Below are 19,180 nucleotides of genomic sequence, written 5' to 3' on the forward strand. Positions count from 1 at the left end.
TGTCGGCGCAGAGCAGTCGGCTTCGCTTTTCTTGTTACATCACCATGCCGCCGTCGATGTGGATGGTCTGGCCGGTAATGTATTTAGAGTCTTCGGAGGCAAGAAAAAGAGCTGCTTTGGCGATATCTGCCGGTTCACCAAATTGTGCGAGCGGTATTTGGCTGAGCATGGCTTCTTTTGCTTCTTCTGGCAAGGCATCTGTCATATCGGTTGTAATAAACCCTGGAGCTAAAGCATTGACTGTAATGCCACGTGAAGCGAGCTCTTTCGCTGTGCTTTTTGTTAAACCAATCACACCCGCTTTAGCTGCCACATAGTTAGCTTGACCTGGATTGCCGCTTACTCCAACGATCGAAGCGATGTTGATGATTCGGCCGCTCCGCTGTTTCATCATCGGCCGTGTAACAGCCTTCGTACAAAGGAATACGCCTTTTAAATTTGTGTCAATGACGTCTTCCCATTCCTGTTCCTTCATACGCATTAACAAATTATCGCGTGTAATACCGGCATTGTTGACAAGGATATCAATTTTGCCGAATGCTTCTGTCGTTTGTTTTACCATTTCTGCCACAGATTCACTGTTAGAGACATCACATTGTATCGCTAACGCTTTGCGGCCCAGTGCTTTGATTTCTTCCACGACTTCGTTTGCTTTTGCTTCACTTCCAGAATAGTTCACTGCCACGTCCGCTCCGGCACGGGCAAGTTCTAGAGCAATTTCACGGCCAATGCCGCGGGATGCCCCTGTTACTAAAGCGGCTTTTCCTTCAAGTTTCATTGTGCTGCCTCCTTTAACGCTTTCGCTGTTTCTTGGATAGATTCTCCATCTTGAACAGAGTAAGTCGTTACTTTCCGATTTACTTTTTTAACTAAGCCTGATAAGACCTTCCCTGGGCCAATTTCAATAAACGTATCGACTCCAGCTTCGATTAGCGCTTCTACACTGTCTTCCCAAAGAACTGGAGAATATAATTGTTGAAGTAATTTTTCTCGAATTTCCTCAGCCTTTACAACAGCTTTTGCATCAACGTTCGCAATAAGCGGTGTGTCACAATTTTTTATTTCCACTTCCGCGAGCACTTTTTCAAGCTGATTTGTCGCCGGTTTCATGAGCGAGGAGTGAAAAGGACCACTTACATTCAACGGAAGCACCCGTTTTGCCCCTTTTTCTTTAGCAAGTTCCCCAGCTCGCGCTACTCCATTCTTTGTTCCTGAAATAACGATTTGCCCTGAACAGTTTAAGTTGGCAAGGCCTACTGTATCGCCGGATGCTGTTATTTCATCCGTTACTTCTTGTAAAAGGCTTCGCTCCATGCCGAGTACAGCAGCCATCGTTCCCTCACCCGCAGGTACAGCCTGTTCCATGAATTGTCCACGTTTATGAACAACATAGACAGCATCTTCAAATGCCAATGCCTTAGCAGCAGTGAGTGCTGTATATTCACCTAAACTATGACCAGCGACAAAATCAGGTTGGATGCCTTCTTTCTCAAAGATTCTTAATGCTGCAATGCTTGCTGCTAAAATAGCCGGTTGAGCATTCATCGTTAAAGTTAATTTTTCTTCCGGCCCATTAAACATAAGCTCGCTTAATGAAAAACCTAATTTACGATCCGCTGTTTCGAATAATTCCCGAATTTCCTCATGCTCATCTGCAAGAGCTTTTCCCATTCCGACTGCTTGAGATCCTTGTCCAGGAAAGACAAACGCTATTTTCCCCATCTTCTTTTCCTCCTTACTGATCTGTTGATGACATTAGACTCGCTGCCTCCGCAATTTTAGACGGGACATTCGCTTCTGCCATCGTATGCGCCTGCTTTAATGCATTGTAAAAAGCATTGGCGTTTGATGAACCGTGCGCTTTAATAACAGGGGCTTTCAAGCCAAATAACCCAGCGCCTCCGTATTCCGTATAATCCATTTTATCTTTCAAACTATAAAGCTCATTTTTAAGCAGACCAGCGCCTAGCTTTGCTTTTAAAGACGATGTAAGAGCCGACTTTAACATGGAAAACACAGATAAAGCCGTCCCTTCAATGGTTTTTAATACCATATTCCCTGTAAAACCGTCCGTTACGACTACGTCGGCCACTCCATTTAATAAGTCACGGGACTCCACGTTGCCAACAAAGTGGAGTCCTTCTTGCTTGCTAAGCAGCTGGAAGGCTTCCTTCGTTAAATCATTTCCTTTTTTCTCTTCTGTGCCAATATTCAATAGGCCAACACGAGGATTCGCTATACCTCTCACCTTTTCCGCGTAGATCGAACCCATCATGGCATATTGAAGCAAATGTTCCGGCTTAGCATCCACGTTGGCTCCGAGATCTAACATGACAAACCCCCTGCCATCAATAGTCGGCAGTGTAGGTGCAAGAGCCGGACGATGAATTCCCTCAATGCGGCCCACAACAAACAAACCAGCTGCCATCAAAGCACCGGTGTTTCCAGCCGATACACAAGCAGCTGCCTCTCCATCAGCGACAGCTTGTGCCATCATGACCATGGAGGCACTTTTTTTGCGACGCACAGCTCTTACTGGTTCGTCCGTTCCAAGAATGACTTCATCTGTATGTATAACTTGCGCCCGACTGTTTGGCGTCAATAACGGTGTAATCTTCTCTTTATCCCCATAAATAAGCACTTCTAGACTAGGCAGTTCCGTCAACGCCTTATTTGTGCCTAAAATAATTTCTTTAGGTGCATGATCGCCGCCCATTGCATCTATTGCTATTTTCATTGTCCTTCATCCTCTGTTTGTGTATTAGAGCGATACATTGTAAATTCTCCGCGGAAAACAAGCTCCTGTCCGACATAACTGTTTACTTCAACAATCGTCCGTTCATTCGCTGCTTTCACATCGAGTACTTTTGCCTTTGCTACAACCCGCTCCCCTTCACGGACCGATCTTTTAAAACGGATATTGGCCTTGGCAGTTAAAGCTAGCTCGTCATTGATAACAGCAACAGCCAGAGAGTTAGCCTGCGCAAACAAATGATGGCCGCGGGCAATCCCATTTCTAACAAATACATGCTCTCTTTTTACATCAAATATAGAGATCGCACTTTTGTCCAGTTCAATATCAATTACATCGCCGATCACTTCCTCAATTGGCAGCGAGCGAACTTCATTCGTCAGTTTTTTTTCGGCTACATGCTTAATTCTCTCACGCAGTTCCGGAATGGACAGCTCCATCCTATCTAATCGGATCGTCTGCACGCTTACTTGAAAATGTTCGGCTAATTCTTCATCCGTGATAAACGGGTTATGTGCAATCGTTTCTTGAAGTTGAAGTTGTCTCTCTTTCTTTGTTCGTTTCATTGTCTCACACCATCCGATATTAGGACTAGGTACTAATAGTAGTATAAAAGCAAAAAAAAAAGAATGCAAGGAAAAACTTGCATTCTTCAGACTCCTGACGAGAAGAGGAATAACCATGAAGCTCATGAGCACCACAGGCAGGCGAGCAACGAAAAACGAACATTTATTAACCGCCTGACTTTAATCTAACTTTTCACCTGAAAGGGCGCCAGACTCCTCTAAATGCCGGCGCAGTGCTGCATACTGCTCATCGTTCCAAAACGCCTCTGATTCAATGAGCTGTTTCGCATCTTCCCTTGCGACTTCAAGCGCCCGGTAATCATGTACCATATCAGCTACTTTAAATTCTGGCAGACCGCTTTGCTTTTTGCCGAAAAAGTCTCCCGGCCCTCTTAATTCAAGGTCTTTTTCGCTCAAGACGAAGCCGTCATTGGTCTCCGTCATGATTTTCATCCGCTCCTGGCCAATCTCTGTTTTGGGATTAGCGAGTAAAATACAGTAGGACTGCTCGCTTCCCCGTCCGACACGGCCGCGCAGCTGATGAAGCTGAGAAAGGCCGAAACGTTCTGCATCATAAATAACCATCATCGTGGCATTTGGAACGTTCACACCGACCTCCACAACGGTGGTCGACACTAAAACCTCTACTTCCTGCTCTGTAAAAGCTTTCATGACCGTTTCTTTTTCTTCTGCTGGAAGCCGGCCATGCATTAACCCTACACGATAGCGGCCATGGAAGTATTGAACGAGTTGAGCATGAACGTCTAGGGCATTCTGCAAATCAAGCTTTTCCGATTCCTCAATTAATGGACAAATAACGTAAGCTTGCCGGCCCTTTACTAATTCCTTTTCCATAAAACCGAGAACACGGTCCAGCATTTCTTCTTTTGCCCAGTACGTCTCGATTTCTTTTCTTCCGGCTGGCATTTCATCGATGATCGAAACATCCATTTCTCCAAATACGGTAATGGCTAATGTACGCGGAATAGGCGTTGCCGTCATGAAGAGAACATCTGGACTCTCTCCTTTTTCGCGGAGAATCCGCCGCTGGTTCACGCCGAATCGATGCTGTTCATCGGTAATAACGAGACCAAGCCGATGAAAGCCCACATCTTCCTGAATGAGCGCATGCGTACCCACTAAAATGTTGATCTCACCAGACTCCAGGCGTGCGAGCAGTTCTTTTCGCCGTTTGCCTTTAACCGAACTCGTGAGAAGAGCGACCTTTACATCCATTGGCTCAAATAACTGAAGCAGTGATTCAGCATGCTGCTCAGCAAGAATTTCAGTCGGCACCATTAGCGCCCCTTGAAAGCCTGCTGTAACGCTCGCATAAAGACAGACAGCAGCTACTGCTGTCTTCCCGCTTCCCACATCGCCCTGAAGAAGCCTGTTCATCCGATAAGGCGACCTCATATCAGCGCAAATATCATTCACTACCCTCTTTTGAGCATTTGTCATCGTAAAGGGCAATGAGTTGATAAATTGTTTAAGCTTCTGAACATCATAGGCTTGGGAGATCCCTGCCGAGTGCTCCCTCTCAAACTTACGCAATGCCTGCATCTTTAATTGAAAATAAAGAAACTCTTCGAAAACAAAACGTCGCCTTGCCTGCTTCATTTCCTTTTCGGATGCTGGGAAGTGAAGGGAGCGAAGGGCATCTCGGCGATTCATCAACTTATACTGATGGATCGTTTTCTGTGGAAGCGTTTCTTCTATATGTTCGCCGTACTCCGCCAAAGCAAGCCCGACGTATTTGCGGAACATTTTTTGCGAAAGTGCGCCCCTTAACGAATAAACAGCTTCAAAGTCACCCTGTCGGCTGTGCGGGCCAGCTGCAAATTGCTGGGCCGTAATCGTCTGTCTATGCTTATCCCATTTTCCCGTGATCGTGACCGTATCATTAATAGCGATCTTACTTTTTAAATAAGGCTGGTTAAAAAAAATAACATTCACTAAATAGCGTCCGACGAGCAGTTTAAATGTTAAACGAGATTTTTTCTTTGAATAAAACATAATTGAGGGCTGGCTATGAACTTTCCCTTCCACAGTTACCCGCTCTTCATGCCCAACATCAGCCAGGTCTCTAAGCCGGTAGTCTTCATAGCGAGAAGGAAAAAACTCCATTAAGTCCTTAATCGTTTCAACGCTAAGTTCATTTAATGTTAAGGCCGTTTCCTTACCGATCCCTTTTAATACCTCTACTGGCTGCAAGAGCAGAGATGGATTAATCGCGGGATTGGAGTGGTGTGCCATAAATTTTCGCCTCCAATTTTCGCCCGGTAGGTGTGGCCGCCAAGCCGCCGCCGGCTGTCTCCCGTAAGGCAGAAGGCATCGTTTGACCGATCTTATACATCGCATCAATTACTTCATCACAAGGAATCCGGCTTGTCACACCGGCAAGCGCCATGTCTGCAGCTACCATTGCATTCGCAGCCCCCATGGCATTTCTCTTTACACAAGGAACTTCTACGAGACCGGCTACAGGGTCACAAACTAATCCAAGCATATTTTTTAACGTAATGGCCATCGCTTCCGCACACTGCGCTGGTGTACCGCCAGCCATTTCCGTAATAGCTGCTGCTGCCATCCCGGAAGCAGAGCCTACCTCAGCTTGACATCCGCCAGCTGCTCCGGAAATAGAAGCGTTGTTCGCCACGATATACCCAAATGCCCCGGCTGTAAACAAAAAGTGAATTTTTTCTTCACGGGTAGGCTTTAGCTTCTCCTGTACCGCAAACAATGTCCCGGGAACAACTCCTGCACTGCCAGCAGTCGGCGTTGCACAGATCGTGCCCATCGCGGCATTCACTTCGTTTGTCGCTACTGCTTTACTAACAGCGTCAAGCAGTAGCGGGCCTGATAGCGTATTTCCCTTTTGGATGTATTGCTGCAGCAACACGGCGTCTCCTCCCGTTAATCCAGAGAGAGAATGAACTCCCTTTAAGCCGCGTTCTACTGCCTGCTCCATCACATCTAAGTTTTTTCCCATTAATTCTATAATTTCTTCATAAGATTTTCCTGTTACCTCTTGCTCTTGTTCAATCATAATATCAGAAATCTTCTTTTGTTGGTCTTCAGCTAATTTTACAAGTTCAGCTGCACTTTTAAACAAACTAACCACTCCTCTTCTTAGCTGGATTTATAGGCTGATTAGTCAGCTACTCTTACTACTTGAGTAATATGAGGCAAACGCCGGATCTCATCTAGAACTTCATCATCAATCATTTGATCCACTTCAATAGTCATTAAAGCCATTTCTCCGATTCCTTTTCGAGAAACCTGCATGTGGCCAATGTTGATATTGTGCTTTGCCAATTCGTTAGAAACCGTTGCAATGGCCCCTGACCGATCTTCATGAACAACAAGAATAGCAGGATGATGACCTGTAAGTTTTAGTTCGAATCCGTTTAACTCTGTAATTTCGATTTTTCCGCCCCCAATCGAAATTCCCACGAGTTCCATTTCTGACTGGTCATCGCCAATCCGAACTTTTGCGGTATTCGGATGAACCGGGACACTTTTCTCTTTCACAAACTGTATATCGATTCCGTGCTCTTTCGCTATATTGATCGCATCTTTAATGCGTTCATCAAATGTATCAAAATCAAGAAGCCCTCCAACAATCGCTACATCTGTTGCATGCCCTTTAAATGTTTCCGCAAATGAGCCATAAAAAGAAATAACCGCCCATTGCGGTTCTCTGCCAAATAAACTTCTAGCCACTCTGCCAATTCTGGCCGCTCCTGCTGTATGAGAGCTTGAAGGTCCGATCATAATCGGTCCAATAATATCAAATACACTTTTATATTTCACTACGCCGCCCCCTTTGATTTTATTTATACTTAAGACAGCTTCCATCCTTGATTGATGCCTATTTAAAAACAAGCTGATAAGCCACAATAGAAAAAACTTACCCTCTCTATTTTACTATGATTACACTAAAAATGCACATAAAGAAGAAGGAAGGGAGGACCCTTCCTTCGAAAGTATAGCTAAAGGCTGCTTTATACACTGCCAGACTGATTGAAGCTGACGTTTGTCAACAACCTGGAAGGAAAGCCCTTCCTTCACGTTATTCTACTGCAAAGATGAAAGAATAAAGAGGCTGTTTGCCGTTGTGAACTTCTACTTCCACTTCCTCAAACTGTTCCTCAATAAAACTAGTTACCTCTTCTACTTCTTGTTCAGAAGCATCTTCTCCATAAATGATCGTAACGATTTCAGATTCATCATCTATCATCGTACGGATGAGCTCTTTTGCTGCAATCACTTTATTTTTGTCTGTTAACAAGATTTTCCCATCGGCAATCCCCATAAAATCATCTTTGGCAATTTCAATGCCGTCAATATTCGTATCACGAACCGCGAAAGTGATTTGCCCCGTCTTGACGTGAGCAAGAGCAGCTGTCATAGCTGCTTTGTTTTCTTCAAGGCTCGCTTCTGGATTATAGGCAAGCAGGGCCGACATTCCTTGAGGAACCGTTTTCGAAGGAACAACCACTGCCTCGATATTGACTACTTCAGCCGCCTGTTCTGCTGCCATAATAATGTTTTTGTTATTCGGTAAAAGAATAACCCTGTTTGCGTGGACCTGTTCAATGGCCTTTACGATATCTTCTGTGCTTGGATTCATCGTTTGGCCGCCTTCTATTACGGCAGAAGCGCCGATGCTTTCGAACAATTGGGCGATTCCCTCTCCCATGCAGACGGTAACAACTCCCATTTCCTGTTTTCCTTTTTGCACGGCGGCAACGGGCTCTTTAGACGGAGTGCCAACAATGTCACTATGCTGCTGGCGCATGTTCTCAATCTTCATATTGATCAAACTTCCATAGCGCTGGCCGTATGTCAATACGTTCCCAGGTTGTTCAGAATGGATGTGCACCTTGGCGATCTCATCATCGGCGATGACAAGCAGGGAATCTCCATACTCGCTCAAATCCGCCCGGAATTTCTCTTCAGAAAATGGATTCTTTTTAACTTTGTCCTCTTCAAAACGAACCATAAATTCTGTACAATAACCAAATTCAATAGCGGATGTATCCATAAAGCTTTGAATGCTTTTGTGGTGTGCAGCGCTGACAAGCTCATCCATCTTTGGTGTGATACCTGCAGTTTCAGGAAGCTTTTCTCCTTTTAACTCGGCAAGAAAACCTTCATATACGAGCAACAATCCTTGTCCGCCGCTGTCTACGACTCCAACCTCTTTCAGTACAGGTAAATAATCCGGTGTCCGTTCTAATGAAGCTCTTGCTTCCTTTACAAGTTCTTCTGCAATCACAACGATATCTGCCTGTTTTTTAGCAACGGCAACGGCCTTCTTGGCAGCATCTTTCGCAACGGTTAAAATCGTTCCTTCTACCGGTTTCATAACTGCCTTGTAAGCCGTTTCAACACCGGCCTCAAAAGCTTGCGCTAACTCTTTACCTGTTACTTCCTGCTTCTGTTCTACTGCTTTAGAAAAGCCGCGGAACAATTGAGACAGAATAACACCTGAGTTTCCGCGCGCTCCCATAAGCAGCCCTTTAGACAAGGCTGCTGCTGTTTTGCCAAAATGAGCGCTTATATTTTGTTGAACTTCCTTTGCACCAGAAGTCATCGATAAGTTCATATTTGTTCCCGTATCCCCGTCAGGAACAGGAAACACGTTCAGCGCATCGACCATATCGGCATGAGCTGATAAATGAGCGGCTCCTGCTTGAACCATGTCAGCAAACCGCTTTCCTTCTAATGAAGTAATTGACACGAATCTTTCCTCCTCACACTCTATGGATTCGTTACTCGAACCCCTTGCACAAAAATGTTTACTGCATCAACAGACAGACCAACCGTTTGATCAAGCGTGTATTTTACTTTTGATTGCACGTTATTGGCTACCTCTGATATTTTTGTTCCATAACTAACGATGATGTACATATCAATAAATACTTGGTCCTCTTCCTGGCGTACAACGACACCGCGGGCAAAGTTTTCCCGTCGCAGGATTTCAGTGATTCCGTCTTTTATTTGTTTTTTAGATGCCATTCCTACAATTCCATAGCAATCAATAGCTGCTCCACCGGCAATCATAGCAATTACGTCGTTTGAAATATCAATTTGTCCGTATTTTGTTCTAAGCTCAATGGCCACTTGGACCCCCCCTTAAAATTGGTTGTAAGCTATAGACATTTTACTATAGTTGCCCCTGTTTTAAAAGAAACACTTACCCGCACTATATCATTTCAAAAGAAGCAGAAGGATGTCAAGGTTTTTTTCTTGAAAGACTTTTCAAGAACAGTTGCAATTAAAAAAGTTGTATGGTAAATTATTAAAGTATCTTTCAGAATATCATGAAGTATTGAAACCATCTTTTCAGCTTCAATGGTGAGGAGTGAATAATATGCCAAAAAAATGTGTTGTAACAGGCCGTAAAGCTCGTTCCGGCAACACTCGTTCCCACGCTATGAACGCAAATAAGCGTACTTGGGGGGCCAACCTGCAAAAAGTTCGCATCTTAGTAGATGGCAAACCTAAACGTGTTTGGGTTTCTGCAAGAGCGTTAAAATCCGGAAAAGTAGAGCGCGTATAATAATTTTCCAATAGAAAAAACCGGCTGTTTATCAGCCGGTTTTTTCTATTGGAAAGCTATAAAGTAACCGCATGATGGATAGGTCGGTGCTAGCATGGATTTGCATCCTGATCTAGCGTTTAGCTCCTTGAAGCCCATTACCTGTCCCCAATAGAGCCAAAAAGCGGATTCCTTCCAGAAAAACAGCAGGCATTTGCCCTTTTGTTTCTTTCATCTATCTTCTGTATGGCCTGCCTTCACTTTTTCAGTGTTCCAAGCATTGCCCGGACAAGCCCGCCAAGAAACTTAGGCAGTTTAATAGTATAAAATTTCATGATTGCCACCCCTCCAATTTAAAGCTGCTCAATCATCGGAACTTCTTACCATTATTAATATGCCATCTGTGAAAGAAAAAGTACCACTTTCGCCTATCAATTCATTACTTACATATAAAGTCGAGCCTAATTGGACGGTGTGATTAGTGAGCGGATATTTAAAGCCCTCTAACGTGAATTCTTTTACTTCTTTCGTTACAGGAAAAAAAGAAAAATACTTATAGTCCGTGTCGTTTTCTACTCGTTTTTTAAGCGGCCCTTGATAAATGGCTAGGCGATTTTGACGATCGACGACCTCCACTTCGGTATCATGAAAGGCTAGTTGATTGTTCGTCAGCAAGCTGACCGTGCCGAAAAAATGATCTAGCCTGCCGCCTGTTGCCCCTAAAATAGTAAGATGTCCTGGCTTAAATGAAAGGGCCCATTGCAAGGCGAGCTCCAAGTCGGTTTCATCTTTTTCAGCCGGAAATGTATGGATAGATTCCACTTCTTTTTTAATAAGGTCCCACTCTTCTGCTGTAATAGAGTCAAAATCACCAAATGCGGCTTGCGGCTTAATCCCTCGATGAAGCAGATATAATGTTCCCCGGTCAATTCCTATCCAATGGACATCTGTTTCCTCAAAGCTCTTTAAATCAGGCAGCTCTCTTTCCGGTCCTCCAGCTACTAAAATCATTTTCAATCTCTTTCACCTCCCCCTATTAATATGATATAGAAATAAATGGAGCCGTACGAAACGACTCCATTCCCGTTATCTTTACATTGTTGTCGACAGCCGAATATCAGCGATTGCCTGTTTTCGATCTGCTTTGTTATAGACAGCTGACCCGGCTACTAATACATCTGCTCCTGCATCTGTACATAATTTGGCCGTTTCAGTGTTTACACCGCCATCGATTTCAATTAAAACATCAAGCCCTTTCGCTGTGATCATCTGTTTTACCTCACGAATTTTTGGCACGACAGAATGGATGAAGGACTGGCCTCCAAATCCCGGATTAACCGTCATTAAAAGAACAAGATCAATATCTTCTATAATATACTCAAGCACAGATGCAGGGGTTGCTGGATTCAATACCACTCCCGGTTTTACCCCGAAGGAACGAATTAATTGAATGGTTCTATGCAAATGCGGGCAAGCCTCAGCATGTACTGTAATATAATCGGCTCCCGCTTTGGCAAATGCTTCAATGTAACGATCAGGATTTTCAATCATTAAATGAACATCTAACGGAAGCTTTGTAATCGGACGAGCAGCTTCAACAATTAATGGACCGATCGTAATATTGGGAACAAAATGTCCATCCATTACATCTACATGAATCCAATCAGCGCCTCCCATTTCTACTTCTTTAATTTCTTCCCCCAGCTTAGCAAAATTAGCTGATAAGATCGATGGGGCAATTTTCACCATATTAATACCTCGGCTTTCTTTCTTTAATTTCATCCATAAACTGCAAATAATGTTCATACCGGTAGGAAGGAATTTCTCCGTTATCAACAGCTTCTTTCACTGCACATTTTGGTTCGTTAACATGCAGGCAGCCCCTAAATTTACACGAGTGACTTCTTTCCACCATTTCAGGAAAATACTGAGGAAGGTCTTCCGCTTCAATTTCTGTTAATTCCAGCGAACTGAAGCCAGGTGTATCAGCGACCAGCCCATCTTCCACGTTAATTAATTCCACATGCCGCGTTGTATGTTTCCCTCGCCCAAGAGAATTTGAAATATCGTTCGTCTTCAACTCTAGTTCAGGTTTAAGAGCATTTAATAAGGAGGATTTTCCAACGCCGGATTGTCCAGCAAATACCGATGTTTTCCCCTGCAGCTGCTCTCTTAGTTCATCAAGATTAGCAAGATTTTCTGAAGAAGTAAGAAGCACTTCATAGCCAAATGAGCGATAATCATCAGCATAATTTTTAATAAGGGCTTCTTCCTCTTCATTTAACAGGTCGATTTTTGTAATGCAAATAAGCGGTTCTATATGTTTTGATTCAATTAGAACGAGAAAACGATCGAGCAAAGCTGTACTAAAATCCGGCCTAGCAGCAGAAAAAACAAGAATTGCCTGATCTACATTGGCAATTGGCGGTCTGACGAGTTCATTTTTCCTTTCTTCAATGGCTAAAATATACCCTTCCAGATCGTTTTCTACTTGAAATTCAACAAAGTCACCGACGAGTGGAGACACTTTCCGCTTCCGAAAAACACCTCTGCCCCGGCATTGAAAAATCTGATCATTAGCCGCTACATAGTAAAACCCGCTCAGCGCTTTCACTATCTTTCCTTCAGGCATCCCATTCCTCCTATATTAAAAGAATTATTTACGAACAACCCTTTTCAATTGTTTCTTATTCTTCACTATCAGCATCATCCGCCGCTTCTGCCTGTACATCCTCTGTTTCATCCGGATAAGGAATCGTTTCATCAATAATCACTCGCTGATCCCTAATCACTTTATAGCCCGCTTTACTATCCTTCGTTAACACAAACTCTAACGTTTTCTTTAAATCTTCTTGAATGGTAAGCACTTCGAATGGCTCTGTCATACTGTGATTCATGTCTTCTATATAAATTTGGACTTCCTGAGGTTTTCCCTCTTCTTCTGGTTCGTAAGGAATGGTAATTTCTTTCGTGACCGTCTTCGGAGGAATTTCTTTCTTCCCTTTAGAAATTGCTACCTGCACGGTGTCCCCTTTATTCAGAGCCGTGCCACTGCTCGGCTTTTGAGACATGACCAAGCCTTTTGCTACGGAATCGGAATAATCTTCCCGTACAATGACAATGTTTAAGCCTGTAGATTCAGCGTAATCTTTTAAACTCTTTTCATTGTAATCCTTTAAATCAATCAGGGAGATCTTCTCGGGTCCGCCACTCACTGTAAACGTAACCGTTGTTTCCTCAGGCACTACTTTATTCTCTGGTTCGGGGTCCTGATCCAGAATAGTGCCAGCTTCACTCTCATCATGAGTGGTCTTTTGCTCTATACTTTTAAATCCGGCTTTTTCAAGTTCTTCATTTGCTTCAGCAAATGACTTGCCTCGATAATCAGCAAAGGAAATAGTCTCTTTCCCCGAGCTCATATAGATGTTCACCGTATCGCCCTCTTGTATCGTTCGTCCGGCTGCTGGGGCGGTTTTAATGACTACTCCTTCAGGTACCTCATCGCTGAATCGTTTTTTTGTTTTTCCAACTTTAAACCCATCCGTAACAAGCTTCGATACCGCTTCATCCAACTGTTTGCCGCTCACGTCAGGCACCTTTATCTCTTTCGGTCCCAATAAGGCAGGAACGAGAATAGCCGCTGCAACGGCCAGGACAATAAGCAAGACAGAAACGAGTACAACAATCGGCCAACGTTTTCGCTTCTTCTTTTCTTTTACTTTCTCTTGCGGTTCATCCTTCGGGTCAGCCGGCCGAACAATCTTTGTATCGAGCCCTTCAGAAAGTTGACCGTCTGTAATCACCGGAATAGCTTTTGTTTTTTCGTCATCTTCTTGGATAGAAAACTTCTCCTCATTCGCTCTTTCAGGATCGAGGGTGGTTGATAAATCTTGTTCCATCTCTTCAAGACTTGCATACCGGTGAAAAGGATCTTTCGCTGTCGCCTTCAAGACGATATTTTCCACACTTTGCGGAATAGCCGGATTCCATCTTTTCACGGACGGTGTTTCAACCTGCAAATGTTTTAGTGCAACAGATACGGCAGATTCACCTGAAAATGGCAGCTGTCCCGTTAGTAACTCAAACATCACAATCCCTAAAGCGTAAATATCTGACTTCTTTGTCGCCATTCCTCCACGTGCTTGTTCTGGAGAAATATAATGAACAGATCCAAGAACAGCATTTGTTTGCGTAATGGAGGTAGCACTTAATGCCATAGCAATACCAAAGTCTGTGATTTTAACGTTTCCATCTCGATCCATTAATATATTATGCGGTTTAATGTCCCGATGAATAATGGAGTTGTGATGGGCAAAAGCAATAGCTGAAGCAAGCTGTTTCATAATATCAATTGTTTTTTCTACTGGAATAGGGGAATACTGTTGAATGTACTGTTTTAACGTCATTCCATCCACGTATTCCATGACAATATAATTGATGCCTTCTTCTTCCCCCACATCATAAATATTCACGATATGGGGGTGAACGAGACTCGTAGCAGACTGTGCTTCTCTCTGAAAGCGTCTTAAAAACTCTTCTTCATTTACAAAGTCGAGACGCAACACCTTAAGAGCGACTTCTCTTTCTAAAATCATATCTTGCGCCAAATATACATTGGCCATTCCGCCGCCGCCAATCATTTTAATGATTTTATAACGGCCGCCCAGTCGCTTTCCAATTAACATCCTGCTCTCACCCGCTTTCAAGGCCAGCAGAATGCTTGAGAATAACAAGGGTAATATTATCTTCCCCGCCATTTTCATTTGCCAATTGAATAAAGGAATCAGCTTTTTTCTCAATAGAAAGTTCGGCTTCTAAAATTTGCTGCATTTCTCGCTGTGCTAATTTATTGGATAAGCCATCTGAACAAAGAAGGAGTAAATCCCCCTGCTCAAACATTACTGTGTAAAAATCTGCTATAATATCGCGTTCTGTCCCTAATGCCCGAGTTAATACATTTTTTCTCGGATGGTTTTCTGCATCTTCCTTCGTAATTTCCCCTGATTTCACAAGCTCATTTACGAGTGAATGATCTTCCGTTACTTGCGTAAGACCATTTTCATTGAATAAATAACCACGGCTATCACCAATGTTAGCAATGGTACAAAAGCTAGCCGTACATATAGCGGCTACAAGCGTCGTCCCCATGCCACTACATTCTGGAACGTCTTTCGAGTGTTCTAATACTTTTTCGTTGCTTTTTAAAATAGCTGTTTTTAACCAGCTTTCTGCTTGGTTGGCGCTTTGAATTACTTCTATTTTCGTCCATAGTTCTTTCATGGTCTCAATAGCCATGTGGCTGGCGATATCTCCTGCATTATGACCGCCCATGCCATCAGCCACGATGGCCAGGCGGTCACCTGCCTCATTAAGAAATACTCCGCCGTTGTCTTCGTTGTGAGGACGAATTCGGCCTTTATCTGTCCGAAAAACAGAGTCCATAGGGCTCACCTCGTTTCTTCTGACCGTTCTTTCGCTCGTAACTGTCCACAGGCCGCATCAATATCATGACCCTGCTCACGGCGAATCGTTACATTGACACCTCGATCTTTCAACGCCTTTTCAAACTCAAATATTTTATTTTTTGGTGTACGTACATAGTTACGCTCTGGCACATAGTTCACCGGGATTAAATTCACATGGCACTTTAACCCTTTAATTAATTCAGCTAATTCGATGGCATGTTCAACGGAATCATTTTCTCCGCCGAACAAGCCGTATTCAAAACTAATACGCCGCCCAGTTTTATTAATGTAATAACGAACAGCCTCCATCAAATCCGGTAGTTTGTATGCTCTATTAATTGGCATGAGCTTTGTGCGCAGCTCATTGTTAGGAGCATGAAGAGAAATGGCAAAGTTAATTTGCATTTCTTCGTCTGCAAACTTATAAATTTTCGGGATAATACCGCTCGTTGAAACCGTAATATGCCGGGCCCCAATGTTTAGGCTCTGTTCATGGTTAACAATTTTTAGGAAAGCTAGCATCTGGTCATAGTTATCAAATGGCTCGCCAATTCCCATGATAACGATCGAGCTGACCCGCTCATCTTTTTCATCCAGTGCCTGTTGTACTTTTACGACTTGAGCTACAATTTCTCCTGCTTCTAAATGGCGCTTTAAACCGCCAAGTGTAGAAGCACAAAACGTACAGCCGATGCGGCAGCCGACTTGCGTTGTGACACAGACTGAATTTCCATAGTCATGGCGCATTAAAACTGTTTCAATCGAATAGCCGTCATGAAGCTCAAATAAAAACTTAATCGTCCCATCGGAAGACTCTTGCTGAATAAGTGTCTTTAATGTCGTAATCGCAAAATGAGCGGCAAGCTTTTCATGCAGCTGCTTTGACAAATTAGACATTTCCTCATAAGACGTCACCCGCTTTTTATAAAGCCAATCAAAAATCTGTTCTGCCCGAAACGGCTTTTCTTCTTGCTCTTTTAGCCAGTCTTTCAACTCCTGCAATTGCAGTGAATAAATGGATGGCAGCTGCTGTTTGTCTCCTGCTTTTTCTTTCGCTGTTGTTGCTTGCTCCATTACTGCACCTTCTTTCGTAGTTTACTGATAAAGAATCCATCTCCGCCAAAGTCCTGCGGTAGAACTTGAAGCAAATAATCATTGGCCAGCGTCTGAATGACAGGCGGCAAATCGGTAAGTTCTGCTGGTTCAAAATCAGGGTGGGTCTCTAAAAACTTTTTCACAGTGCCTTCATTTTCTTCTCTATCGGCTGTGCACGTGCTGTAAACAAGAACACCGCCTTTTTTTAGAAGAGGCGCTGCAGCATCTAAGATGTCGAGCTGAATTTTTTGAAGGGAAGAAAGATCTTTCTCTTCCTTCACATATTTAATATCCGGTTTTCTTCGCAAAACACCAAGACCTGAACAAGGAGCATCTACTAACACGCGGTCGAAGCTCTCTTTTTCAAAAATTTCTCCCGCTTTGCGGCTGTCCCATGCCTTGGCCTCAATGTTTGTCAATCCGAGCCGAGCAGCATTTTGCTTAATCAATTTGATTTTATGCTCATGCAAATCAAGCGCTGAAACAGAACCCGTGTTGTTTAACTTTTCCGCTATATGGGTCGTTTTGCCGCCTGGGGCTGCACAAGCATCTAGAATGGCTTCATTCGGCTCAATGCCAAGAGCATAAGCAACAATCATTGAGCTTTCATCTTGAATCGTTGCCATCCCAGTTTCAAATACTGAGGAGCGGGCAGCATTGCCTTTTAAAATGCGGATCGCTTCCGGCAGCACATCACTTGGCTCTGCTTCAAATCCTTCTGCTTCAAGCAGTTGCAAAACTTCTTCCTGGTCCGCTTTTGTTTTATTCACCCGGATGGTTTGCATCGGCGCTGTCAAATTGATCGCACACATTTCTTTTGTTTTCTCTGCTCCAAATTGGACAAGCCATCGTTTCACAAGCCAAAGGGGGTGGCTCGTTTCAATCGAAATTCGTTCGGCTTCATCTTTTATTTCCGAAAAACTGCGCAGGTCATTTCTCTGCACGGAACGTAAAATCCCGTTCACAAGACCAGAGATTCCTTTATGCCCTCTTTTTTTCGCAATCTCTACTGCTTCATGGATGACAGCCCGTTCTGGTACTTTATCGAGATAGATCATTTGATAAAGAGAAAGCCGCAGCAGCTGTTGTACCCATGGCTCCAACTTTTTCTTAATAAACGGTGCTAGGAAAAAATCTAGCGTCAACTTTCTCTGAATGGTTCCATACGTGATTTCTGTCAATAATCCGGCATCTCTGCCCGTTAAATGGTTCTTTTCAATTGCTGAATGGAGCAGTAGATTACTGTAGGATTGATTTTTCTCTACAGATTCAAGCAAGTCAAGGGCGATTTCGCGCACTCGTTTCTGATTTTGCTTCATTGATTATTCCCCTAACTTTTTGCCGGCGGTTAAGTCTGAGCCGGCTCCTCGTAAATATTGTTCAGCGGACATGCGTTTTTTACCGGAAGGCTGCACATCAGTAATCTTGATGGCTGTGCTGTTTCCAGTCGCTACAACAAAGCCGTTTGTTGTTAACTCTATAATCGTTCCAGGAACTGCTTCCTTCGCTGCCTTCACTTTTTCTCCCCACCAAACTTTCATCACTTGGCCGTCAAGAGTGGTATAGGCAACAGGCCACGGATGCAGCCCGCGAATATGGTTATAAATCTCTTCTCCTGTTTTTGACCAATCAATCTTTTCCTGCTCCCTTTTAATATTAGAAGCGAAAGTAGCTTTTGATTCTTCTTGCGGCACAGGAGATATTTCACCAGCAATCAACTTAGGCAACGTATCTGACAACAGTTTTGAGCCGGCTTCGCTCAGCTTATCATGCAAACTGCCAACATGGTCCGTCTCTTCTATTATTACCTCTGTCTGGCTGATGATATCCCCTGCATCCAGTCTTTCTGCCATGTACATAATGGTGATGCCCGTTTTTTCCTTGCCTTGCAAAATCGCATAATGAATAGGAGCACCGCCACGCAGTTCCGGCAGCAAAGAAGCATGCACGTTAATACAGCCGAATTTTGGTGCAGCAAGCAGCTCGTTTGGCAAAATTTGTCCATAAGCCGCTGTGACAATCACATCTGGCTGCAAGTCAATAATTTGCTGTAATTCTTCTGATGACCGTAATTTTTCCGGCTGCAAAACAGGGATATTGTGCTTCATCGCCTCCACTTTTACTGGGGGAGGTGTCAAGATCCGTTTTCTTCCAACTGGCCGGTCCGGCTGTGTTACCACAGCCTGGATCGTATAGTCCTCTTCAATTAATGTTCTCAGTACTGGAACAGAGAAGTCGGGTGTGCCCATAAATACAATCTTTGTCATGACATTTCCTCCGCTTCTAGTTCTTCCTTCGGTATATACCGCTCTACTTTGGATGTGAATAAAACACCGTGCAGATGGTCAATTTCATGCTGAATCGCCCGGGCTAAAAATCCTTCTGCCTTTAAAGTAAAAAAACGGCCTTTCACGTCTTGAGCTTTTACTTTTACAAAAGAGGGACGTGTAACATGTCCATATAGGCCTGGAAAGCTTAAACACCCTTCGATGTCGGTATCGCTTCCTTTTGCTTCTTCGATTACAGGATTGATTAGTGTAATCAACCCATGATCATCTTCAATATCCACGATGGCCAGCTGCATGTCCTTTCCAATTTGAGGAGCAGCCAATCCAACTCCATCTGCTGCAATCATCGTTTCATACATATCTTTTACAAGTTTTTTCAACTTTTTATCAAACTGTGTAACCGGTTCGCATTTCTTCTCAAGAATGGCATCCGGATAATATACGATGGGTAATTGTGCCAAAAT

Annotated in this window: 20 protein-coding genes; 1 reads left to right on the forward strand and 19 read right to left on the reverse strand. The window is 43.6% G+C overall.

What is annotated here, in order from left to right; genetic code table 11:
* Nucleotides 1-34: 34 nt before the first annotated feature.
* From fabG to A8F95_RS16480, 9 genes are all read right to left on the reverse strand, one after another.
* Nucleotides 35-778: a 3-oxoacyl-[acyl-carrier-protein] reductase gene (fabG, locus tag A8F95_RS16440; RefSeq protein WP_065411504.1), complete on the reverse strand. Its 744-nt coding sequence runs from the start codon at nt 776-778 to the stop codon at nt 35-37.
* The gene (fabD, locus tag A8F95_RS16445; RefSeq protein WP_065411505.1) at nt 775-1,722 is read right to left on the reverse strand and encodes an ACP S-malonyltransferase; all 948 of its coding nucleotides are present in this window, start codon (nt 1,720-1,722) and stop codon (nt 775-777) included. Before fabD ends, fabG begins: the two co-directional genes overlap by 4 nt.
* Nucleotides 1,723-1,735: 13 nt before the next feature.
* Nucleotides 1,736-2,737 carry a phosphate acyltransferase PlsX gene (gene plsX, locus A8F95_RS16450; protein WP_065411506.1) on the reverse strand — a complete coding sequence of 334 codons (1,002 nt, stop codon included), beginning with the start codon at nt 2,735-2,737 and terminating at the stop codon, nt 1,736-1,738.
* Nucleotides 2,734-3,318, reverse strand: coding sequence for a transcription factor FapR (fapR, locus tag A8F95_RS16455; protein ID WP_049661459.1), 585 nt, complete (start codon nt 3,316-3,318; stop codon nt 2,734-2,736). Before fapR ends, plsX begins: the two co-directional genes overlap by 4 nt.
* Before the next feature lie 180 nt (nt 3,319-3,498).
* A complete protein-coding gene (gene recG / locus A8F95_RS16460; RefSeq protein WP_095407482.1) occupies nt 3,499-5,574 on the reverse strand; it encodes an ATP-dependent DNA helicase RecG in 2,076 nt (691 codons plus the stop codon).
* Nucleotides 5,546-6,433, reverse strand: coding sequence for an L-serine ammonia-lyase, iron-sulfur-dependent, subunit alpha (gene sdaAA, locus A8F95_RS16465; protein WP_065411507.1), 888 nt, complete (start codon nt 6,431-6,433; stop codon nt 5,546-5,548). The genes recG and sdaAA overlap by 29 nt, the downstream gene beginning before the upstream one ends.
* A gap of 38 nt (nt 6,434-6,471) precedes the next feature.
* Nucleotides 6,472-7,134 (reverse strand): L-serine ammonia-lyase, iron-sulfur-dependent subunit beta, encoded by a 663-nt coding sequence (gene sdaAB / locus A8F95_RS16470; RefSeq protein WP_065411508.1) that lies wholly within the window; start codon nt 7,132-7,134, stop codon nt 6,472-6,474.
* Nucleotides 7,135-7,393: 259 nt separating this feature from the next.
* The gene (locus A8F95_RS16475) at nt 7,394-9,067 is read right to left on the reverse strand and encodes a DAK2 domain-containing protein (protein ID WP_065411509.1); all 1,674 of its coding nucleotides are present in this window, start codon (nt 9,065-9,067) and stop codon (nt 7,394-7,396) included.
* 20 nt (nt 9,068-9,087) lie between these two features.
* Nucleotides 9,088-9,450 (reverse strand): Asp23/Gls24 family envelope stress response protein, encoded by a 363-nt coding sequence (locus A8F95_RS16480; RefSeq protein WP_049661452.1) that lies wholly within the window; start codon nt 9,448-9,450, stop codon nt 9,088-9,090.
* A gap of 250 nt (nt 9,451-9,700) precedes the next feature.
* Here A8F95_RS16480 and rpmB point away from each other — a divergent pair, with 250 nt between their 5' ends.
* Nucleotides 9,701-9,889, forward strand: a complete 189-nt coding sequence (gene rpmB, locus A8F95_RS16485) for a 50S ribosomal protein L28 (RefSeq protein WP_041099906.1) — start codon at nt 9,701-9,703, stop codon at nt 9,887-9,889.
* A gap of 236 nt (nt 9,890-10,125) precedes the next feature.
* Here the strand turns inward: rpmB and spoVM are convergent, their stop codons facing one another.
* From spoVM to def, 10 genes are all read right to left on the reverse strand, one after another.
* Entirely contained in the window at nt 10,126-10,203 is a 78-nt protein-coding gene (gene spoVM, locus A8F95_RS21780) for a stage V sporulation protein SpoVM (RefSeq protein ID WP_099098601.1), read from the reverse strand.
* Between the two features lie 28 nt (nt 10,204-10,231).
* Nucleotides 10,232-10,885, reverse strand: coding sequence for a thiamine diphosphokinase (locus A8F95_RS16490; protein WP_065411510.1), 654 nt, complete (start codon nt 10,883-10,885; stop codon nt 10,232-10,234).
* Between the two features lie 75 nt (nt 10,886-10,960).
* Nucleotides 10,961-11,617 carry a ribulose-phosphate 3-epimerase gene (rpe, locus tag A8F95_RS16495; RefSeq protein WP_065411599.1) on the reverse strand — a complete coding sequence of 219 codons (657 nt, stop codon included), beginning with the start codon at nt 11,615-11,617 and terminating at the stop codon, nt 10,961-10,963.
* A 1-nt stretch (nt 11,618) separates the two neighbouring features.
* Entirely contained in the window at nt 11,619-12,500 is an 882-nt protein-coding gene (rsgA, locus tag A8F95_RS16500) for a ribosome small subunit-dependent GTPase A (RefSeq protein ID WP_065411511.1), read from the reverse strand.
* A 55-nt stretch (nt 12,501-12,555) separates the two neighbouring features.
* Nucleotides 12,556-14,553 (reverse strand): Stk1 family PASTA domain-containing Ser/Thr kinase, encoded by a 1,998-nt coding sequence (pknB, locus tag A8F95_RS16505; RefSeq protein ID WP_065411512.1) that lies wholly within the window; start codon nt 14,551-14,553, stop codon nt 12,556-12,558.
* Between the two features lie 7 nt (nt 14,554-14,560).
* Nucleotides 14,561-15,310 carry a Stp1/IreP family PP2C-type Ser/Thr phosphatase gene (locus A8F95_RS16510; protein ID WP_065411513.1) on the reverse strand — a complete coding sequence of 250 codons (750 nt, stop codon included), beginning with the start codon at nt 15,308-15,310 and terminating at the stop codon, nt 14,561-14,563.
* Nucleotides 15,311-15,315: 5 nt separating this feature from the next.
* Entirely contained in the window at nt 15,316-16,407 is a 1,092-nt protein-coding gene (rlmN, locus tag A8F95_RS16515; RefSeq protein ID WP_065411514.1) for a dual-specificity RNA methyltransferase RlmN, read from the reverse strand.
* Entirely contained in the window at nt 16,407-17,747 is a 1,341-nt protein-coding gene (gene rsmB / locus A8F95_RS16520) for a 16S rRNA (cytosine(967)-C(5))-methyltransferase RsmB (protein WP_065411515.1), read from the reverse strand. Before rsmB ends, rlmN begins: the two co-directional genes overlap by 1 nt.
* 3 nt (nt 17,748-17,750) lie before the next feature.
* A complete protein-coding gene (gene fmt / locus A8F95_RS16525) occupies nt 17,751-18,695 on the reverse strand; it encodes a methionyl-tRNA formyltransferase (protein ID WP_065411516.1) in 945 nt (314 codons plus the stop codon).
* Nucleotides 18,692-19,177 (reverse strand): peptide deformylase, encoded by a 486-nt coding sequence (gene def, locus A8F95_RS16530; protein WP_049661437.1) that lies wholly within the window; start codon nt 19,175-19,177, stop codon nt 18,692-18,694. Before def ends, fmt begins: the two co-directional genes overlap by 4 nt.
* Nucleotides 19,178-19,180 lie beyond the last annotated feature (3 nt).

The organism is Pseudobacillus wudalianchiensis, from assembly GCF_001685015.1.
Taxonomy (GTDB): Bacteria; Bacillota; Bacilli; order Bacillales; family Domibacillaceae; genus Pseudobacillus; species Pseudobacillus wudalianchiensis.